The sequence below is a fragment of the Pseudomonas sp. GW821-FHT03A09 genome (assembly GCF_059421065.1).
On record NZ_JBWKUX010000009.1, the window covers coordinates 26,649 to 46,716 of the forward strand.

19 protein-coding genes and 1 pseudogene are annotated in these 20,068 nt (G+C 57.5%); 11 read left to right on the forward strand and 9 right to left on the reverse strand.

Features of this window, described 5'->3' with window-relative positions:
• Positions 1 to 25: 25 nt before the first annotated feature.
• From AC07V4_RS17325 to acs, 5 genes are all read right to left on the reverse strand, one after another.
• A complete protein-coding gene (locus AC07V4_RS17325) occupies positions 26 to 1,138 on the reverse strand; it encodes a succinylglutamate desuccinylase/aspartoacylase family protein (protein ID WP_492637789.1) in 1,113 nt (370 codons plus the stop codon).
• A 1-nt stretch (position 1,139) separates the two neighbouring features.
• Positions 1,140 to 1,838, reverse strand: coding sequence for an ABC transporter permease (locus AC07V4_RS17330; RefSeq protein ID WP_431751898.1), 699 nt, complete (start codon positions 1,836 to 1,838; stop codon positions 1,140 to 1,142).
• On the reverse strand, positions 1,835 to 2,524 hold the full coding sequence (locus AC07V4_RS17335; protein ID WP_492637790.1) for an ABC transporter permease: 690 nt from the start codon (positions 2,522 to 2,524) through the stop codon (positions 1,835 to 1,837). The genes AC07V4_RS17330 and AC07V4_RS17335 overlap by 4 nt, the downstream gene beginning before the upstream one ends.
• Before the next feature lie 91 nt (positions 2,525 to 2,615).
• Entirely contained in the window at positions 2,616 to 3,401 is a 786-nt protein-coding gene (locus AC07V4_RS17340; protein WP_071483227.1) for an ABC transporter substrate-binding protein, read from the reverse strand.
• Between the two features lie 682 nt (positions 3,402 to 4,083).
• The gene (gene acs / locus AC07V4_RS17345; protein ID WP_492637791.1) at positions 4,084 to 6,039 is read right to left on the reverse strand and encodes an acetate--CoA ligase; all 1,956 of its coding nucleotides are present in this window, start codon (positions 6,037 to 6,039) and stop codon (positions 4,084 to 4,086) included.
• A gap of 396 nt (positions 6,040 to 6,435) precedes the next feature.
• On the opposite strand from acs, the gene AC07V4_RS17350 reads away from it, so the two are divergent.
• From AC07V4_RS17350 to AC07V4_RS17365, 4 genes and pseudogenes are all read left to right on the forward strand, one after another.
• Positions 6,436 to 6,705, forward strand: coding sequence for a DUF2790 domain-containing protein (locus AC07V4_RS17350; protein ID WP_431751366.1), 270 nt, complete (start codon positions 6,436 to 6,438; stop codon positions 6,703 to 6,705).
• A gap of 577 nt (positions 6,706 to 7,282) precedes the next feature.
• Entirely contained in the window at positions 7,283 to 8,533 is a 1,251-nt protein-coding gene (locus AC07V4_RS17355; RefSeq protein ID WP_492637792.1) for a ribonucleotide-diphosphate reductase subunit beta, read from the forward strand.
• 62 nt (positions 8,534 to 8,595) lie between these two features.
• Positions 8,596 to 8,769 (forward strand): annotated as a pseudogene (locus tag AC07V4_RS17360) (HNH endonuclease); the annotation flags it as partial.
• A gap of 71 nt (positions 8,770 to 8,840) precedes the next feature.
• The gene (locus tag AC07V4_RS17365) at positions 8,841 to 9,485 is read left to right on the forward strand and encodes an HAD-IB family hydrolase (protein ID WP_431751368.1); all 645 of its coding nucleotides are present in this window, start codon (positions 8,841 to 8,843) and stop codon (positions 9,483 to 9,485) included.
• Positions 9,486 to 9,510: 25 nt separating this feature from the next.
• Here the strand turns inward: AC07V4_RS17365 and vapC are convergent, their stop codons facing one another.
• From vapC to AC07V4_RS17380, 3 genes are all read right to left on the reverse strand, one after another.
• Positions 9,511 to 9,915, reverse strand: a complete 405-nt coding sequence (gene vapC / locus AC07V4_RS17370) for a type II toxin-antitoxin system tRNA(fMet)-specific endonuclease VapC (RefSeq protein WP_492637946.1) — start codon at positions 9,913 to 9,915, stop codon at positions 9,511 to 9,513.
• Positions 9,908 to 10,147 (reverse strand): type II toxin-antitoxin system VapB family antitoxin, encoded by a 240-nt coding sequence (vapB, locus tag AC07V4_RS17375; protein ID WP_080589294.1) that lies wholly within the window; start codon positions 10,145 to 10,147, stop codon positions 9,908 to 9,910. Before vapB ends, vapC begins: the two co-directional genes overlap by 8 nt.
• A gap of 374 nt (positions 10,148 to 10,521) precedes the next feature.
• Entirely contained in the window at positions 10,522 to 11,481 is a 960-nt protein-coding gene (locus tag AC07V4_RS17380; protein WP_492637793.1) for a LysR family transcriptional regulator, read from the reverse strand.
• A gap of 193 nt (positions 11,482 to 11,674) precedes the next feature.
• On the opposite strand from AC07V4_RS17380, the gene argH reads away from it, so the two are divergent.
• The 7 genes from argH to AC07V4_RS17415 all read left to right on the forward strand — a co-directional run bounded on the left by argH (position 11,675) and on the right by AC07V4_RS17415 (position 18,493).
• A complete protein-coding gene (gene argH / locus AC07V4_RS17385) occupies positions 11,675 to 13,102 on the forward strand; it encodes an argininosuccinate lyase (RefSeq protein WP_492637794.1) in 1,428 nt (475 codons plus the stop codon).
• Positions 13,103 to 13,220: 118 nt separating this feature from the next.
• On the forward strand, positions 13,221 to 14,099 hold the full coding sequence (locus tag AC07V4_RS17390) for an amino acid ABC transporter permease (protein ID WP_492637795.1): 879 nt from the start codon (positions 13,221 to 13,223) through the stop codon (positions 14,097 to 14,099).
• Positions 14,100 to 14,123: 24 nt separating this feature from the next.
• Entirely contained in the window at positions 14,124 to 14,888 is a 765-nt protein-coding gene (locus AC07V4_RS17395) for an amino acid ABC transporter ATP-binding protein (RefSeq protein WP_431749559.1), read from the forward strand.
• Positions 14,889 to 14,913: 25 nt separating this feature from the next.
• A complete protein-coding gene (locus tag AC07V4_RS17400; protein ID WP_492637796.1) occupies positions 14,914 to 15,735 on the forward strand; it encodes an ABC transporter substrate-binding protein in 822 nt (273 codons plus the stop codon).
• A 166-nt stretch (positions 15,736 to 15,901) separates the two neighbouring features.
• Positions 15,902 to 17,071 carry an MFS transporter gene (locus AC07V4_RS17405; RefSeq protein ID WP_492637797.1) on the forward strand — a complete coding sequence of 390 codons (1,170 nt, stop codon included), beginning with the start codon at positions 15,902 to 15,904 and terminating at the stop codon, positions 17,069 to 17,071.
• A gap of 54 nt (positions 17,072 to 17,125) precedes the next feature.
• Positions 17,126 to 18,073 (forward strand): hypothetical protein, encoded by a 948-nt coding sequence (locus AC07V4_RS17410; RefSeq protein ID WP_492637798.1) that lies wholly within the window; start codon positions 17,126 to 17,128, stop codon positions 18,071 to 18,073.
• Between the two features lie 93 nt (positions 18,074 to 18,166).
• Positions 18,167 to 18,493 (forward strand): helix-turn-helix transcriptional regulator, encoded by a 327-nt coding sequence (locus AC07V4_RS17415; protein ID WP_492637799.1) that lies wholly within the window; start codon positions 18,167 to 18,169, stop codon positions 18,491 to 18,493.
• Here the strand turns inward: AC07V4_RS17415 and AC07V4_RS17420 are convergent.
• Positions 18,472 to 19,854 (reverse strand): amidase family protein, encoded by a 1,383-nt coding sequence (locus AC07V4_RS17420; protein ID WP_492637800.1) that lies wholly within the window; start codon positions 19,852 to 19,854, stop codon positions 18,472 to 18,474. The two genes, AC07V4_RS17415 and AC07V4_RS17420, sit on opposite strands and share 22 nt — an antisense overlap.
• Positions 19,855 to 20,068 lie beyond the last annotated feature (214 nt).

The window sequence follows — 20,068 nt, forward strand, 5'->3', positions numbered from 1 at the left end:
GGTCGGTTCTCACAAAAACAGGTGGTCAGTCGTTGAGCAAGCGCCCGTGACGCAGCGCTTCGCGCCCCGCCACCTTGGCCAGCCAGAAACCCGCTTGGGCATAACGTAGCCGTTCAACGGCAAACAACACCCCGGACGTGCCCGCGCAGACAATGCTCACGCGGTCGGTCAAAGGATCAATCACTTCAAAAATCGGCTCGCCTTTTTCGATCCAGTCACCGGCTTTACGCAGGTAACTGATCACCCCGGCGTGGGGCGCGAACAACAACTCGGTGCCCTCGAAAGGCACGCCTTCACAAGGTTCGAATTGCGGCGCGGGCCATTCGCCCTTGATAAGACCCTGTTCGGCGAGGAACGCGAGAATACCTTCGGCGTGGAAGATCGCCTCGTCACGCCCGGTGTCGGCCTGGCCCCCCAGTTCCAGCGTAGTCGCCAGGCAAGCCAGTGGAATCTGCGCTTCGGGGAACGCTTGGGACAGACGCAGCCACGGCAGCGAACAGGCTTCATCGAACGAACTGCCGCCGGAGTCTTCCGCCAACAGGCCGACTTTGACATTCAGGTGCGCCGCAAGCGAACGCCACTGCGGCCAGTGCTGGGGCAGCGCGTACATGTGCAACGCGGCTTCTGCGTCGCAATGCAGGTCGAGCACCACGTCGGCGGTGCAGGCGTGGCTCAGCAGGATGCGCTGCATGCCCTGCAACTGGCTGCTCGGTTCGGGCAATGCGTTGAGCGAATCGCTCATGGCCTGGCGGATCATGCGCACGTTGACGTGGGCGTCATCACCCAGCTTGCCTTCGAGCAACGCGGCAACCGGCTCGCTCAACTCGACGAAATCGCGGTTGAAATTCTTGCCGCTGCCCACCTCGAATCGCCCCTGGTGGCTGCCTTGCAGCAGTTGACCCAGGCCCATCGGGTTGGCCACCGGTACCAGCTCGATCACGCCGTTGAGGGCGCCTTGCTGTTCAAGCTCGATAAGACGCTTTTTCAGTTCCCAGGCGGCGCGCATGCCGGGCAATTCATCGGCATGCAGGCTGGCCTGGATGTAGGCCTTGCGTTCGCCCTTGCCAAAACGAAATACGCTCAGCTGACGCTCGCAGCCCAGGTGGCCCCAGGGCAACAGATGATCGATACGTTCCATCTCAATGCTTCCGTGGAGCCAGGTAGCTCAGCCAGCGGCGCTCGGCCAACTTGAACAGGCGCACCAGGATGAAGGTCAGACACAGGTAGAACGCACCGGCCGTGATATAGGCTTCGAACGGCAGGTAGAACTGCGCGTTCACCGTGCGCGCGGCACCGGTGATGTCGATCAGGGTGACGATGGAGGCCAAGCTGGTGGTCTGCAGCATCATGATCACTTCGTTGCTGTATTGCGGCAGCGCACGACGCAGGGCCGACGGCAGCAGGATGCGGCGATACAGCTTGTAGCGCGACATGCCCATGGCCTTGGCCGCTTCGATCTCGCCATTGGGCGTGGCCTTGAGGCTGCCGGCGATGATTTCGGCGGTGTAGGCGCTAGTGTTGATCGCAAACGCCAGGCACGCACAGAACGTGGCGCTGGACAGCAGCGGCCACAGGAAGCTTTCGCGCACGGCGTCGAATTGCGCCAAGCCGTAGTAGATCAAGAACAACTGCACCAGCATTGGCGTGCCGCGAATCACATAGGTGAACAGCCAGGCCGCGCCGTTGACCAGCGGCTGCTTGGACACACGCATCAAGCCCAGGGGCAAAGCGGCGAGCAGGCCGAAGAACAGCGAGATGGCAAGCAGTTTCAGGGTGGTGACCAAACCGCCGAGGTACAGCGGCATGGCATCCCAGATGACGTTGTAGTCGAAGATCATAGATCAGCCGCCCTTACGCCTACCGAGTAGCGCTTCTCAAGATGACGCAAGGCCAGCAACGACACGCTGGTGATCACCAGGTACATCGCCGCCACCGCGAGGAAGAAGGTAAAAGGCTCGCGGGTGGCGTCTGCCGCCTGCTTGGCCTTGAACATCATGTCTTGCAGGCCCACCACCGAAATCAGCGCGGTAGCCTTGGTGAGTACCAGCCAGTTGTTGGTGAACCCGGGGATCGCCAGACGAATCATCTGCGGCACCATCACCCTGAAGAACACCTGGAACGGGCTCATGCCATACGCCATGCCGGCTTCGGCCTGGCCCTTGGGAATCGCCATGAAAGCGCCACGGAAAGTTTCCGAGAGGTAGGCGCCAAAGATGAAACCCAGGGTGCCGATACCGGCTGCCAAGGGGTTCAAGTCGATATAGTCGTCGTAGCCGAGCAGCGGCGCGACGCGGTTGAGCAAGTCCTGGCCGCCGTAGAAAATCAGCAAAATCAGCACCAGGTCGGGAATCCCGCGGATCACCGTGGAGTACAGATCGCCCAGCCAGGCCAACCAGCGCACCGGCGACAGGCGCAACGCGACCCCGATCAGACCCAGAACAATGGCCAAGGCCATGGACGACAAGGCGAGCTGAAGCGTCAACCATGCGCCATCGAGGATAACGGCCCCGTAGCCTTTCAACATGATTCAGGTCCTCGAAAAGGGGGATGAAAAAATGGCGCAAACCTCAGGAATTCTGTTGCTTGCGCCATTGCGGACAGACAGCTGCGACGAGTTACTTAGGGTCAGCGCCGTAAATATCGAAGTCGAAGTACTTGTCCTGGATTTTCTTGTATTCGCCGTTGGCACGGATCGCCGCGATGGCCGCGTTGATCTTGTCCAGTTCGGCCTTGTCGCCTTTGCGTACGGCGATGCCGATACCGTCACCGAAGTACTTGGCGTCGGTGAACTGTGGGCCCACGAACGCGTAGCCTTTACCGGCCGGGGTTTTCAGGAAGCCGTCTTGCAGCAGGGTGGCGTCAGCCACGGTGCCGTCGAGGCGACCGGCTTCCACGTCCAGGTAGATTTCGTTCTGCGAGCTGTAAGGCACAACCGTGGCGCCTTTAGGGGCCAGGACTTCCTTAGCGAAGCGATCGTGGATCGAACCGCGTTGCACGCCAATTTTCTTACCCTTCAACTCATCCAGGCTGTCGCTGACGGTGGTGCCTTCCTTCATCACCAGCTGCGCTGGGCTCAGGTAGTAGCGGTTGGTGAAGTCCACGGACTTCTTGCGGTCGTCAGTGATGGACATGGACGACAGGATCGCATCGATCTTGCGCACTTTGAGCGCAGGAATCAGGCCGTCGAACTCTTGCTCGACCCATACGCACTTGACCTTCATCTCTGCGCAAAGGGCGTTGCCGATGTCGTAGTCAAAACCCACGATGCTGCCATCCGGCGCCTTCGAGGCAAATGGAGGGTAAGCCGCTTCGATACCAATCTTCAGGGGTTTCTCATCAGCGAAGGCCTGCATGGACAGCACGGACAGCGCCAGGGCGCCCAACAGCACGAGTTTCTTCATCTTGGGACTCCATCGGTATAGGGCAAAAAACAGCAGTATGAGCCATGGCCCACGATGCGACGTAAGGGAAACCGAATAGCGGTGCTGCGTCCTACACCAGTTACACACTGGAGACGACGAGCGAGTGATCGGCATTCTAACGACAGGCCAGAAGCCGATATTTCCTCAATGCGACAACAATTTACAGAAGCACCGAGAAAGCGGTTCCAGCACATTGACAGCCTCTGTTTTTTATGCAGAGACAAAAGATATTAAACCTGTTGATGCTGCAAATTGCGGGCCTATTATTCGCAAACCCTTCTAGCACGGCAAGTCTAGCGTTTAATCTTATTTGTTGGGGTGTCTAAAACGCGCTTTTTCGGGGCGATGGCGTAGCACATTGCCTCAGGTTTGGGCGGCAGGTTACACATTTGTACCGCTCGGTAACATCCAGAAACGTCCTACGAGAGAAACCGATATTTATTGGCTTCGTGGTTACACAGCTTTTTCAGACGCCAAAATGCAATCACCCTGTGGGAGCTGGCTTGCCTGCGATGAGGGCGTGTCAGGCAAAGGTGGGCTGGCTGGCAGGCCGCTATCGCAGGCAAGCCAGCTCCCACACTTGATATTCGTTGGTTTCGAGATCCCACGAAAAAGCCCCACCCGGCCTACACCAAGTGGGGCTTTATCCGACTATCCCGCCTTACGCAGCGTTCATGGTCTTGTGCGTCTCGATCAAATGCGCCACCACGCCCGGATCTGCCAGGGTGGAGATATCTCCCAACCCGTCATATTCAGCCGTGGCAATCTTGCGCAGAATCCGCCGCATGATTTTCCCCGAACGGGTCTTCGGCAAGCCCGGTGCCCACTGGATCACGTCCGGCGAAGCAATCGGCCCGATTTCTTTACGCACCCAGTTTTTCAGCTCCAGGCGCAGCGCTTCGTTCGGCTCTTCGCCATTTTTCAGCGTGACATACACATAGATGCCCTGCCCCTTGATGTCATGCGGCACGCCCACTACCGCCGCTTCGGCGACTTTCGGGTGTGCAACCATGGCGCTTTCAATCTCGGCGGTGCCCATACGGTGGCCGGACACGTTCAACACGTCGTCCACACGCCCGGTGATCCACCAATAGCCATCTTCATCGCGACGGGCGCCGTCGCCAGTGAAGTACATGCCACGGAAGGTCTTGAAGTAGGTATCGACGAAACGGTCATGGTCGCCGTACAACGTGCGCGCCTGACCTGGCCACGAATCAAGGATCACCAGGTTGCCTTCGGCGGCGCCCTCGATGATGTTGCCCAGGTTGTCCACCAACGCCGGCACCACGCCGAAGAACGGACGTGCCGCCGAACCTGGTTTGAGCGCGTGAGCGCCCGGCAACGGGCTCATCAGGGTCGCGCCAGTTTCGGTTTGCCACCAGGTGTCGACGATCGGGCAACGGGATTGGCCGACGTTCTTGTAATACCAGTCCCACGCTTCCGGGTTGATCGGCTCACCTACCGAACCGAGCAGGCGCAGGCTGCTGCCGTCAGCCCCTTCGCAGGCGGCGGTGCCGGAGGCCATCATGGCGCGGATCGCGGTTGGCGCGGTGTAGAGGATATTGACCTTGTGCTTGTCGACGATCTTGGCCACCCGGGTAATGTCCGGATAGTTCGGCACGCCTTCGAACAACAGGGTAGTCGCACCGTTGGCCAGTGGGCCGTAGACAATATAAGTGTGGCCGGTGACCCAGCCGACGTCGGCGGTGCACCAGTAGATTTCTCCCGGGCGGTAGTCGAACACGCGCTCGTGGGTCAGTGCTGCGTAGAGCAGATAGCCGCCCGTGGTGTGCTGCACACCCTTCGGCTTACCGGTGGAACCCGAGGTGTAGAGGATGAACAACGCTTCTTCGGCGCCCATCTCTTTCGGCGCACACACGGTGCCCGCTACCTTCATCAGGTCTTCGTACCAGATGTCGCGATGTTGGTTCCACTTGATCGCGCCATTGGTGCGCTTGCACACAATGACCTTCTGGATACTGCTGGTTTCCGGGTTGGTCAGGGCGTCGTCGACATTGGCCTTCAGAGGAATCTTCTTACCCGCGCGAATGCCTTCGTCAGCAGTAATCACCACCTTCGACTTACAGTCGATGATGCGACCGGCCAAGGCTTCAGGGGAGAAACCGCCGAACACCACGGAATGAATCGCACCGATGCGGGTACAAGCCAGCATGGCGACCACGGCTTCGGGGATCATCGGCATATAGATAGTCACCACGTCGCCGCGATGCACATCCTGGCCGCGCAGGGCGTTGGCGAACTTGCAGACTTCTTCATGCAGCTCGCGGTAGGTGATGGTGCGGCTTTCGGAAGGGTCATCGCCTTCCCAGATGATGGCCGCTTGGTCGCCACGCTCGGCGAGGTGACGATCCAGGCAGTTGTAGGAAACGTTCAGGGTGCCATCGGCAAACCATTTGATGTCGACATGGTGGTCGTCGAAAGAGGTCTGCTTCACCGCGGTGAAAGGCTTGACCCAGTCAAGGCGCTTGGCTTGTTCGCGCCAGAAGCCATCGGGGTTGACCACCGACTGCTGGTACATGGCCTTGTAGGTCGCCTCGTCGGTCAGCGTGTTGGCTGCTACTTCGGGGCGAACGGGGTACAGGGAAGCCGCACTCATCTTTCTTACCTCGGTGACAATAGTTGTTTTTGTAGGCCCCGTTGTAGCCGGGGCGCCCCCATAGAACCATTCGACGATGGTAGTAACAAGCCCCTACAAACTGCCCTGCTTTGTCCGTATCTCCCTCTGGCCCACGGCCTGCGGGGCTTTGCCAGTGCATGAAAAAACCTTTACCACGGGATTGTTACAAAAACCGCCAATAGTGTTTATCAAAAGCACGGGTATATGAATATAACCCTCAAGCCTAAAATCACTTCCGCCAACAAGGCACTGTGATTAACAACGCAACAGCCCCCACGAAGGCAACGTTAATCCGAACTTTCCAATCCTAAGTTACACACGCGGCCTCACAAGGGCCCCGTGACCCCACTCGACCTAAATAAGGTAAATAGAGAAATGAAAGCTTTAGTAGTTATGGCCCTCAGCAGCTTGTGCGCCACCGCCGCCCTGGCCGATGAGGCCCCGACTGAGCTTGCGGGCAAGAACATCCCCGTTGTTGAGGAATACACTTACAGCACCCATCTGGACGTCGCCAAAGTACTGTCCATGAGTGAAATTCCGGAAGTTTGCCAAGTTGTACCGGTACAAATGGAATATGAAGACTCACAAGGTCAGCGGCATATTCTGAAGTATCAGGTGATGGGCAATGGTTGTTCCAACGGCTAATAATTTCTCAAGTTCGATTTAAACCCGGATCTTGGTCGCCGCAAGAAATCGTTCTTGCGGCCAAGAACCAACCTCTAGCCCACCCTCGATCCAATGTGGGAGCTGGCTTGCCTGCGATGGCGATTTCAGCCTTACACACCTTCAAATAACCCTCCACATCCCCACCTCCACCAGCCCTACAAAAACTCTCCCACCGCCCGTCAAAAACTTCCACCCCCAGCAAAGCCTTATAAACCCGCCCCTTGACCGAAAACCACGCCATTTTGGCGCGCCATCGTGACCATCCGCCGCAACACAAACCCGAATTTTTCCCTATAATGCGCGGGTAAATCGGGCCTGCAATATCCCTTTACACTGGGATGAAGAGCCAGACCTGAGGCCCCGCTGGAGCATGCACCTGTCGCTCCGCCCCTCAGCCTCAAGCAGACCACCCGTTACCCAATTCCGTTTAATGCCTGCGCGAGCTGTTGCAACAAACGATTCCTTAAGATCCACCGCGGCCTCAGGGCCGTGTGAACACCCAACCATCCGGTTTCACACGGGCACCTTTGAGCCCTCACGCAGGAGACGACACGTCATGCTGAGCTGGGACGAATTCGACAAAGAAGAAGAAGGCGAAGTAGCTGCCAAAGGCGCCAACGCCGGCCACGCCACCGAAGCCAACATGGACCGCCTCGACGGTGCCGGCGCTGCGGCTGCCGTCGAAGCCCGCGCCGTCACCGCCAATGACTCCGCCGCCATCGTGCGCGCCAAGGCCGCCCTCGACAAACTCGACATCGCCGAAGGCCTCGCCGAGCTGGAAGGCGCCTCCGCCCGCGTCGCCGTTGATGAAAAGCGCATGATCAACTGCCGCGCCGACCTCAACCAACTCGTGCCGTTCAAGTACGACTGGGCCTGGCAGAAGTACCTCGATGGCTGCGCCAACCACTGGATGCCGCAAGAGGTCAACATGACCGCCGACATCGCCCTGTGGAAAAACCCCGAAGGCCTGACCGACGACGAACGCCGCATCGTCATGCGCAACTTGGGCTTCTTCTCCACCGCCGATTCGCTGGTCGCCAACAACCTGGTGCTGGCCGTGTACCGCCTGATCACCAACCCGGAGTGCCGCCAGTACATCCTGCGCCAGGCTTTCGAAGAGGCGATCCACACCCACGCCTACCAGTACTGCATCGAATCGTTGGCCATGGATGAAGGCGAGATCTTCAACATGTACCACGAGATCCCATCGGTCGCTAAAAAAGCGGCGTGGGGCCTGAAGTACACCCGCTCGATCTCCGATCCGAAGTTCGAAACCGGCACCGTCGAGACCGACAAAGAACTGCTGCGCAACCTGGTCGCCTACTACTGCGTCCTGGAAGGCATCTTCTTCTACTGCGGCTTCACCCAGATCCTGTCCATGGGCCGTCGCAACAAAATGACCGGCGTGGCCGAGCAGTTCCAATACATCCTGCGCGACGAGTCGATGCACCTGAACTTCGGTATCGACGTGATCAACCAGATCAAGATCGAAAACCCACACCTGTGGGATGCCGAGATGAAGGAAGAAGCGACCCAGATGATCCTGCAAGGGACTCAGCTGGAGATCGAATACGCGCGTGACACCATGCCGCGCGGCGTACTCGGCATGAACGCGGCGATGATGGAGGACTACCTCAAGTTCATCGCTAACCGTCGCCTGTCGCAGATTGGCTTGAAGGAAGAGTACCCAGGGACGACTAACCCGTTCCCGTGGATGAGCGAGATCATGGACTTGAAGAAAGAGAAGAACTTCTTCGAGACCCGCGTGATCGAGTACCAGACTGGCGGCGCGTTGAGCTGGGATTGATTCCCAAGCCAAGCAACATGAATAAGCCCTGACTCGTTCAGGGCTTTTTTATACACGGTGATTTACCATTTATTGAAGCGCATGGCATCAAGCACCTCGCCCAGAAGGGTTCGGATCGCACCAGCAATGCTGTAGCCTTGTGCCCCAATTGCCATCAGCGTTGTCATCGGTCGACTGACAGGGAGGCTTTCACCGCTGGTCTTTACTCGAAAATCAAAAGATTGATACCGGAGTAAACGGCCGCTGTCACCGCTGATGCTTCAACAGAATGATTAGATAGGACCGAGGCCAACCCGTGAACCCAGACATGCTCGAAGCCGGCCCCGCTGACGCCAAAGTACTTTCCGTCTTTGACTTCGACGGCACCCTGACCCACCACGACAGTTTCGTGCCGTTCCTCAAGTTTGCCTTTGGCCCTGGCGAGTTCTATGGCCGGATGGTGAAGCTGGCGGTGCCTGGGTTGCGTTTTCTGGTGCGGCAGATCAGCCGGGATGAGTTGAAGGCGCAGTTGATCCGCACCTTTATGACCGGGGTAGAGAAAGCCTGGGTTCAACAGCAGGCTGAGGTGTATTGCCAGCGTTATTGGAACAAGCTGATGCGTCCCACTGGCTTGCAGTCGGTGGCGGATGAGGTGAAGTCCGGGGCCGTGGTGACGCTGTGTTCGGCGTCGCCAGCGTTGGTGTTGCAGCCGTTTGCGAATCGGCTGGGGATCAAGTTGATCGGCACTGAGCTTGAGGTGGTCGACGGGGTGTTGACCGGCAAGCTGACTGGAAATAATTGCCGGTGTGAGAACAAGGTGCTGCGGCTTGAGGCGGTGTATGGGGACCTGGGGGAGTATCGGCTGCGGGCCTGGGGCGATACGCGTGGGGATCGGGAGTTGTTGGCGGCGGCGCAGGATGCGCATTTTCGGCATTTTCATGCGAAGAAGAAGCGGGTTCGGTTGCAGCGGTGATGCGGGTGGGGTTGGCAGATACTCGCTAGGTGCCTATCCAGTTTTCCACAATCAAGCCATTTACGCGCTTGAACTCACCTTCATTGTTAGTCACCAACACCAAGCCTGAGCTTCTAGCGTGCCCGGCAATGTGTAGGTCATTGACGCCAATAGGCGTGCCCTTTTTCTCCAGGTCTGAACGGATCGAGCCGTAGTGAAAAGCCGCCTTGTCGTCGTAGCTAAGGACATCGAGCCGGGAAGAGAAGTCTTCCACGGCTCGCGTGTTTTTTTCTACAAGCTGACTCTTTTCTGCGCCATGCATCAGCTCTGCGAGGGTGATTGAAGAGATCACCATACGCCCTACGTTGGCGTTGAATTTCTCCAGTATCTCGATCGGCCGACGCTTGATGATGTAGATCACGATGTTGGTATCAAGCATGTACTTAATCATCAAAGGACTCTCGTTCTTGCTGAGTTTGATCGGCACGCTCCTCCATAAAATCCTCAGATACCGATTCACTGGCAAGAAAAAAGCTGTCCCAAGTGTTTTCTACGGGCGAAATGATCAGCTCTCTCCCTACAGCACGGACCTCGACAGTTTTTACTCCCGCAGGAAAACGCATGTCGGCAGGGATGCGGATATTTTGCGTCCGATTGTTAGTAAAGATGGTTCCAGAAGACATAGAGAACACCTCTCTGGGTAGGGAAAGACCAGGAAGAATGATAGTTCGAGGATGCTCTATTGCATAGCTCTATGGCAACCATCCGACGAATGTCTATTCTTAGCGCACTAGCATGGGGTACTAGGGGTCAATCATCCAATTCCCCCCTCCTGATAGCTGCTTGTTGCTTCCTGAGATCAGGAAAACGCTAATGCGTTCTGACATTCGCTAACAAATCGGCTATTCGCGTTGAAAACGATAACGGTCCGTAGAGAGGAGATATGAGGTTGTGGGCTCGACAGGGAAACCGAGTCGATTCCTTCGCAGCCTCGCTAAAGCTCGACAGCTCCCACATTTGATCTTCGCCAACCCCAGACCTGTGTTTGGCAGGAGGTCTATGCCGTGGCTTTGAGGTCTACGCCCAGCGCAGTGGCGAAGGCTTTTACCATTGGGCTGCGCGGGGCGTTGTGGCGCAGGATGAGGTTGAAGGCGGTGCTGAGGTGAACCTGTTCCGGGCACAGTGCGCGTAAGCGCCCTTCCCTTACCAAGGGCGTGGCGTAGTGCTCCGGCAGGAAACCGAGGAAGCGACCGGTGAGGATAAGGATCGCGACGGCCTCGACTTGCGACGCCGAGGCGGACTGGCTGTCGTAGGTGACGAAGTTGGCTTTGTCGCGATGGATCGCATAGCGATGGTTGACCACTTCGTACTGGCGCAACACTTCTGGCGTGACGTCACTCGCGTTGAAGAGTGGGTGACCTACAGCGCAGTAGGCGTGGGCCTTTTCTTCGTACAGCGGGAAGTAGTCGAATTCCTCTCGGCGTTGGTACACCGGCACGACGCCGACAATCAGCCGCCCTTCCACCACGCCACGTTCAACTTCATCTAATTGCGAGGCATGTAGGCGCAATCTAATCTTTGGCGATTCGTTATGTAATTTCCCCAGCGCGGTAATCAGAGGGGAATTAACGTCGGACACAGTGTTATCAATAACGCCGACACTAAGGTCGCCAATAAGCTCGTTTTGCGCCGAACTAAGCTTGTCGCGGAAACTGTCCACCGAGGTAAATAACTCGATGGAAGCTTGATACACCAGCTTGCCTTCTTCGGTCAGCCCAAACCCTTCCCTACCCCTTGTGCACAGGCGCATGCCGATACGGATTTCCAGGTCGGAGATTTGTTTGCTGATGGCCGCCAGGCCCACGTTCAGCTCATTTTGCGCAGCGCTGAAGCCTCCTGCTTCGACCACGGCCATGAACACGCGCAGCAATTTAAAGTCCAGCCCGCTCAGTTGCAGGGGCGGTCGTGTGCCGGGTTTTGGCGGTATGTTTCCAGAAGTGGAAAGTGGGGTTTCCATAATACGCGTTGACCTCAAGTGCCATATTCAACAGGCTTCAACCCAATCCTTGAACATAGCCAGGCGGCGATAATGAACATAAACATCCGCCCTTGGCAACCTTGAATACGGCGCGTCAGACGCTGGTTCAGTCTAGTTGAAAACTTATTTTTACTGCCTCCGACTCTTCTAAAAACAAGCGTGAGGAATACCCATGCCCCAGCCCACCGACCGCCTTTGGGGCGCTCGTTTCAAGACCGGTCCGTCTGCTGCATTGGCCGCGCTGTCCCGTTGCCCTGAGCGCTATTTTCGCCTGACACCCTACGACCTGGCCGGCTCTCGGGCCCATGCCCGTGAGTTGCAGCGCGCTGGTTTGCTGGATGAATCGGAGGCCCTGCGCACGCTGGAAGCCCTGGACGAGATCGGTGCGGACTTCGCTGCCGGCCACCTGCATCCGACACTGGATGATGAGGACGTGCACACCTTCATCGAACGCGTATTGACCGAGCGTCTCGGCGCCTTGGGCGGCAAGCTGCGCGCCGGGCGTTCGCGTAATGATCAGACAGCCAATGATCTGCGTCTTTTCCTGCGGGACCACGCACGCACCATCACCACCGAGGTGTTGGGTCTGCAACAGGCGTTGGTGGAGCAGGCGGAGCAACACGTGGAGAGCATCTGTCCAGGTTTCACACACTTGCAGCAAGCCCAACCGATTGTGTTTGCCCACCACTTGCTGGCGCATGCCCAATCGATGTTGCGGGATGTTCAGCGCCTCGTGGATTGGGATGCGCGTACGGCGTTGTCGCCGTTGGGTGCAGCCGCGATGGCAGGTTCCGCGATTGCGCGTCAGCCAGAGCACTCAGCCAAGGAAATGGGCTACGCCGGGCCGTGCGAAAACTCCATCGACGCCGTCGCCAGCCGTGACCATGTGGCGGAGTTCCTGTTTGTGGCGGGCATGCTCGGGGTGAATATCTCGCGTCTGTCCGAAGAGTTTTGCCTGTGGTCCTCACGCCAGTTTCGCTGGGTGGTGTTGGACGATGCCTACGCCACCGGTAGCTCTATCATGCCGCAGAAGAAGAACCCGGATATTGCCGAATTGGCGCGGGGTAAGGCTGGGCGGTTGATTGGCAACCTGACGGGGTTGATGTCCACGCTCAAGTCGTTGCCGCTGTCATACAACCGCGATTTGAGTGAGGACAAGCATAGCGTGCTAGACAGCGTGGACACCCTGCTGCTGGTGCTGCCGGCGATGGCCGGGATGGTGGCGACCATGAAGGTGCAGGTGGAAGAGCTGCGGCGTCAGGCGCCGATGGGCTTTACCTTGGCGACTGAGGTGGCGGATTGGTTGGCGACCCGTGGTGTGCCATTCAAGGAAGCTCATGAGATTACCGGCGCCTTGGTGCAGGCCTGTGAGAAGCATGAGATTGAGTTGTGGGAAGCCTCGCCGGCGATGTTGGCGGAGGTGGATGCACGGTTGCTGCCTGAGGTGCGCGACTGCCTGACCCTGGAAGCGGCGATTGCGGCGCGCAGTGGGTGGGGGGGGACGGCGCCGGAACGGGTTCGGGAGCAGATTGGGCGGCTGAAAACAGCATTGGCGGCTCAGCAGGAATGGACAGAGAGTTACCAGGGATTTCGGATTTAAGCCTGTGGGTGATGGGGTGTTGGGTAAGGCGCTTTCGCAGGCAAGCCAGCTCCCACATTTGATCGGGTTTCAACAGGTAGACCGAGTACAGCGGTAGTCGATTTTTTGGAGATTCACCATGAACCAAACCCCGGCAGAGCGCCTGGAAGCCGAGCGCAAGTTGTCCGAGAACCAGTTCGATATCACGCAGTACGAGCATGTGCCGCGTCGCTATTACGGGCGAATGTTTTTTGCCACCTTGATAGTGATTGCCCTGGCCGCGCTGTTGCGTGCATTCGCCAATGGTCAGATCGAATGGTCCTACATCGGTCAGTTCCTTACGTCTGAGGCCATTCTCTGGGGCTTGGTGAACACCATCGTCATGTCGATCCTGGCCATGGCATTGGGCGTGGTGATCGGGGTGATCACGGCGATCATGCGCATGTCGGCCAATCCGATCCTGCGGTATGTGGCCATTACCTACACTTGGCTGTTCCGTGGTACGCCGCTGATCCTACAACTGCTACTGTGGTTCAACCTGGCGTTGATCTTCCCGGTGATCGCGATTCCAGGCCTGTTCAGCATCGACACCGTCGACCTGATGACTCCGTTCGTGGCCGCCCTGCTCGGCCTTAGCATCAACCAGGGCGCGTATACCGCTGAGGTGGTGCGCGCCGGCTTGCTGTCGGTGGACACCGGCCAGTATGAAGCCGCCAAATCCATCGGCATGCCGAGCCTGCAAGCGCTGCGTAGGGTGATTCTGCCGCAGGCGATGCGCATGATCATTCCGCCCGTAGGCAATGAGTTCATCAGCATGGTGAAAATGACCAGCCTGGCCAGCGTGATCCAGTACTCGGAGCTGCTGCACAACGCACAAAACATCTACTACGCCAACGCCCGGGTCATGGAGCTGCTGATTGTGGCCGGTATCTGGTACCTGGCGGTGGTGACTGTTCTTTCATTTGGTCAAAGCCGCCTCGAGCGTCGTTTTGCCCGCGGCGCCGGCAAGCGTTCGTAAGCCTGGGTTGAGGAGATTTGCCCCATGAGAAGCATCGTCAAGGCCGTCAACTTGAACAAGTACTACGACCAGTATCACGCGCTGCGCGACATCAATATCGAGGTCGAACAAGGTGAAGTGATGTGCATCATCGGCCCGTCTGGCTCCGGTAAAAGCACGCTGCTGCGTTGCGTCAACCAACTGGAAAAAATCGACAAGGGCGGCCTGTGGGTCGACGGAGAACTGGTGGGCTACCGGGTGATCGGCAACAAGCTGCACGAGATGAACGAATCGCAGATCGCCCGCCAGCGCCTGGCTACCGGCATGGTGTTCCAACGCTTCAATTTGTTCCCGCATATGACCGTATTGCAGAACATCATCGAAGGACCGTGCCAGGTGCTCAAGCGCTCGCCCAAGGAGGCCATCGAAGATGCGCTGGAACTGCTGGCCCGCGTCGGCCTGGCAGACAAGCGCAATGCCTACCCGGTGGAATTGTCCGGCGGACAACAACAGCGTGTGGCGATTGCCCGAGCGTTGGCGATGCGCCCCAAGTTGATGCTGTTTGACGAACCCACGTCAGCCCTCGACCCGGAGCTGGTAGGCGAAGTGCTGTCGGTGATGCGTGATTTGGCCACCACCGGCATGACCATGATCGTGGTCACCCATGAATTGGGCTTTGCCCGCGAAGTCTCAAACCGCATGGTGTTTATGGATGCCGGCCAGATTGTGGAAGCCGGCAGCCCCGAAGAAATTCTAATAAGCCCACAAAACCCGCGTACCCAAAGCTTTATTTCTGCCGTTCGCACTTAACTAAAAAACAAACGAGAACGCCCCTATGAAAAAATTGTTTATCCCAACGTTGCTCGCAGGCCTGATGGCCTCCACTGCAGTTTTCGCGGCATTGCCGGCGGCAATCAAGGACAAGGGTGAGATCAGCGCGGCCATCGTGCCGAATTATCCGCCGATGGATTTCAAGGACACCGCTACCAATAAGCTCACCGGCCTGGATTTCGACCTGGGCAACGCCCTGGCCGAACGCCTGGGCGTGAAGATCAAGTGGCAGGAAACCGGCTTCGAACAGATGCTCAGCGGCCTGACCACCAAGCGCGTAGACATCGTGCTGTCAGGCATGACCGACACTGCCGAACGCCAGAAAGCAGTGACCTTCATCGACTACTTCACCAGCGGCCCGCAGCTGTACACCCTGGCCAAACGTGAAGACCTCAAGGAATTGACCGATCTGTGCGGTAAAAAAGTCGGCACCAGCCGCCGTACCACCTGGCCGTCGGAAATTGCCGCATGGAGCAAGGAACACTGCGAAGCGGCGGGTAAGCCGGCCATCGTGGTGATTGGCACCGAAGGCTCGGCGGATGCGCGGGCGCAGTTGCAGCAAAACCGCCTGGATGCGGCGATGCAAGGCAGCGAGACCATTCCGTACCTGATGTCGCTGGATAAGGGTAAATACAAACCGGTGGGCCTGGCGATTTCCAAGCAGTTCACAGGGCTTGGAATTGAGAAGAGCAACACTGAGCTGGTCGCGGCGATCAGTGAAGCGCTGCAAGGCATGATTGATGATGGAACGTACGGCAAGATCCTGAAGAAGTGGGATCTTGAGCAAGGTGCTGTCGAGAAGATCACCATCAACTCCGGCCAGTAAGTCGATCCAAGTGTGGGAGCTGGCTTGCCTGCGATGGCGGCAGGTCAGCTTGCATAATCAATGCCTGAACCACCGCTATCGCAGGCAAGCCAGCTCCCACATTTGATCCGTGTTCACATTTGATGTGTGTTGTCTTGAGAAAATAACAAGGACACTTGCCCCTACCGTGGCCACCTACTCCCTGGTAATCCGCCGCCTGATGATCTGCTCGGTGACCATCGTGGTCAGCCGCGCCATGACCAGCCCTTTGCTAGCCTTGCTACTCAGCACGCGCTTGGGTCTCAACCAGCAGGACATCGGCTTGCTGATGGGTATCGCCGTGTTTATCGCCACGTTGCTGGGCCTGTACGGCGGTTACATCATCGACCGTCTGGAAAAGCGCAAGCTGTTGATCCTGGCCATGCTCTCCAGCTCCATCGGTTTTCTGTTGCTGACGTTTGCCAGCAATCTCTACCTCACCACCTTGACCCTAGTGATCACCGAAGCCGCGTCGGCACTGTTCCTGATCGGCTCCAAGGCCATCATCAGCGAAAACCTGCCGGTGGGTGACCGCGCCAAGGTGTTTTCCCTACGTTACACCCTGACCAACGTTGGCTACGCCACCGGCCCGATGCTCGGCGTGGTAATTGCCGGTCACATGCAGCTGGCACCGTTCCTGATTGCCAGTGCCATTGCGTTCGGCAGCCTGTTCCTGATGATCGGCATCCCGCCGACCCAACGGGATGACAGCAACAAGCCCCTGAGTTTTATCACTACGCTGCGCACTTTGCGCAGCGATCGCACGCTGATCCTGTTCACCAGCGGTAGTCTGTTGAGCACCATTGTCCACGGGCGTTATACGCTTTATCTGTCGCAGTTTTTGCTGGTGGCCTACAAGCCCGCCGAGGCGCTGAAAATTTTGTCTGCCGTGCTGGCATGCAATGCCATCACGGTGATCCTGATGCAGTACCAGATCGGCCGTTTTCTAAAGCGAGAGCAACTGCGCTACTGGATTGTGCTGGGCACCTTGCTGTTTATCTGCGGCTTGATCGGCTTCAGCCTGGCAGACAGCCTGCTCACTTGGTGCCTGGCGATGTTCGTGTTCACCCTGGGCGAGATGATCATCTACCCGTCGGAATTTCTGTTTATCGACACCATCGCCCCCGATGCGCTACGCGGCAGTTACTACGGCGCGCAGAACCTGGCAGCGTTTGGCGGAGCAATGAGCCCGGTAATCTGTGGGTATCTGCTGATCAATGCAGCGCCGACCAGCATGTTCTACGCCCTCGGCGCACTGACAGCCATCGGTGGCAGCTTGTGCTTCTTGAGCGGGCGGCGAGTTGCAGGTTCTTGCTGATATTTGCGTAAGATCCGGCTATTAATAGCCAAACTTCTCACGGACCCGAGCCCCATGAAATTCGACACGGCCTACAGCCTGAGTCTCGACGACAAGCTGTCGATCTACGACGTACGAGACCTGAATTTCGACGAGACCACCGGCTTCGATTCCGACAAGGACAGCTTCCTGTGCCCTAACGACGAATGCCGTCGAGCATTCGATACGGGTAATTCGCTGAGCACTTTCAACGCGAAAAACGTCAACTATCAGCGCACGCCACACTTCAAAAACAAAACCAATACCCGGCATATCGACGGCTGCCGCTATGCCAGCACCCACAAGGCGTCGGTTGGAGAAAATGACGATGAGCGGGAGGAGAATTTCCCGTCGGAATTTGTACTGACGCGGCGTCAGTACGAACGTAAAAAACCGCTGGCGGGCATTGACGGAAGTGTCCCTCACGATCCAACGAAGGCCCCCTCAACTGGGGCCAGCTCCTCTGACAGCGCAAGCGACACAACCCCGGACAAAACCAGCGTTTTCGCCCACCCAGTGGAATGCTACGTATCGAATATCGACGACAAGGACAAACTCAAGTCCATGCCTTTGAAAATCGGCGAGCACACGGCGACCTATTGGACGTTTTTCAAGAGAATCGAATACCTGCAAGACAACAAGGGCCTGATCTACTGGGGCAAAATCAAAGAGATCAAGGACTACACCAACAGCTTTCGCATCGACTTCGAAAAGAAAGTATGGCTCGACAAAAAGCCTTACTCGGTCAATGTGTACCTAAGCAAAAAGCTCATCGAGAACTACCGCAAGCGCAAGGCGTTTCTGGAACAGATCAAGGCAGCAGTGGACAGCGAGCGAGCGTTGTATTGCTTTTTCTACGGGGTGACACCGGCGCTGAAACAGGTGCCCAGCAAAAAGAACCCCGAGCAGACGTTCGGGGTGTTCAGCGCGAACATAGAGAACTTGGATCATCTGATCATCAGGGAGGCGTCCGGATTGGAATAGGGGCTGTATAGGTATCCAGTCGATGAACGGCACAAACAACTGTACAAAAAACCAGTATAGTTTGCCCTCACCGTCAAATTCTGGAGAAACCCCATGTCCTCTTTGGCACTGAGCTCTTTCGTAGAACAGCAGATCGTACTGCACCAATTCACCACCCAGCACAGCGTGCAAGCCCGTGCCATGCTGGGCTGGAGCCAGGAAAAACTGGCTCTCCTGGCGGGTGTGACAGTGCAAGCGCTTCAACAGTTTGAAAACCAGGGCGACGCGGGTGATGACACCCGACTGGCACTGGCCTTCCGACTGGAGGCCGAAGGGCTGGTGTTTTTCCCGGGGTTTGCGCCGGGGTGGGGAATGAGTGTGCGCCAATACGACACAGCAACTGCCGAACCCGCTGCACGCTATGGATTGGCGAGCGCATGAGGCGTTGAAAGCTTGGGTTTGATGACGGCCTGGGTACCCTGTTCATAGCCATACGCCACCGCCAGCAGTTGAGCTTCAGAGCCACCCGTGCCGAAGAAGTAGGCACTGGTCGGCAGGCCGTCCTCGGTGATTCCGGACGGCACCGTGATCCCCGGGTAGCCGGCAGCGGCAACGCCAAAGTAACTGTTGGTGTCGAAGTCCGACACGATGGCGTCCAGCTTATGCTCTTTGATGGGGTCATCGACCGTACCGCGAAAATCCCGGATAAGCTCGTCCCATTGCGTTTGGCTTTGTTCTGCCGTGAGGGTGGAAGCGTCGATTTCCTTGAGGACCGGTTGATGCTCTGTTTCCGTCCCATCACGCTTTTCGTTGAACTCGATCAGTTCTTTAACCGACTTGACCGGCAATCCCTGACGATTGCCCAAATAGCCATTCAGTTCTTCCTTCACATCGGAAAGCAGCAATTCGTCGTAGCGTGAAGCGTCTGCCAGACGCATGTTGAACGGAACCAGAACCGCGCCTTGCTTGCGCAGTACCTCCAGTGTCTTGTTGAACTGCTCGCTGTTATCGACCGGCAGGGTTTCACCATCCTTGGAAAAGCTCGTGGGGTAACCGATACGCTTGCCCTTCAAGGCCCCTGGCACCAGCAATTTGGTGTAATCCACAGCCCCTGCACTGGTGGGCGCCTGAGGGTCGTAGCCTGCCATGGCGTTGAGCATCAGCGCGGCATCAAATACCGTGCGGGCCATCGGGCCGGGAGTGTCTTGCCTCTGGCTGGCGGGGATGATGCCATCGCGATTCAATAAACCAACACTAGGCTTGAGCCCGACCACACCATTGAATGCCGCTGGCACGATGATTGATCCGTTGGTCTCTGTCCCCACCGCCAAGGGCGCCAGCCCTGCTGCGACCGCCGCAGCCGAACCGGAGCTCGAACCTCCGACTTCCGCATTCGGATCATGGGGATTGCGTGTTTGCCCACCTCGGCGGCTATAGCCATCGGGACCGCCACGAAAGCCGGCCATTTCAGTCAGATTGGTGGTCCCCAGAACCACCGCACCCTGGTCGATCAGGCGTTGGATGATGGAGGCATTCTTGCTGGCGGGAGCCCCAACCAGACCGAATGCCCCTGCACTGGCTTGCATCCCTTCGACTTCCACGATGTCCTTGACCAAAATGGGAATGCCATGCAGCGGCCCCCGTACTTTGCCGCTGGCGCGCTCGCGATCCAGCTCGCGGGCCGCTTCCAGAGCCTTGGGATTGAGTTCAATCACCGAATTCAACGCAGGGTCCAACGTGCGGATGCGCGCCTGCAGGTAACTGACCAGATCCGCAGAGGTGAAGCCCCCTGGCCTGGCCATTTGCTCGCTCAGTTGCTGGACTGTGGCGTACTCCATTCCAGCTGGAACAGCGTTCGAACCTGTCCTCGGCCTATGTGCTGATTTAACCGACGCGGCGTAATGAACAAACACACTCACAGCATGACCAATTCCAAACATGAAACACCTCCTGGGAAGGGTAAGAAATGACGACGAATCAGCGTTGATCCGTACGCCATTCTAAAAACCGCCCCTC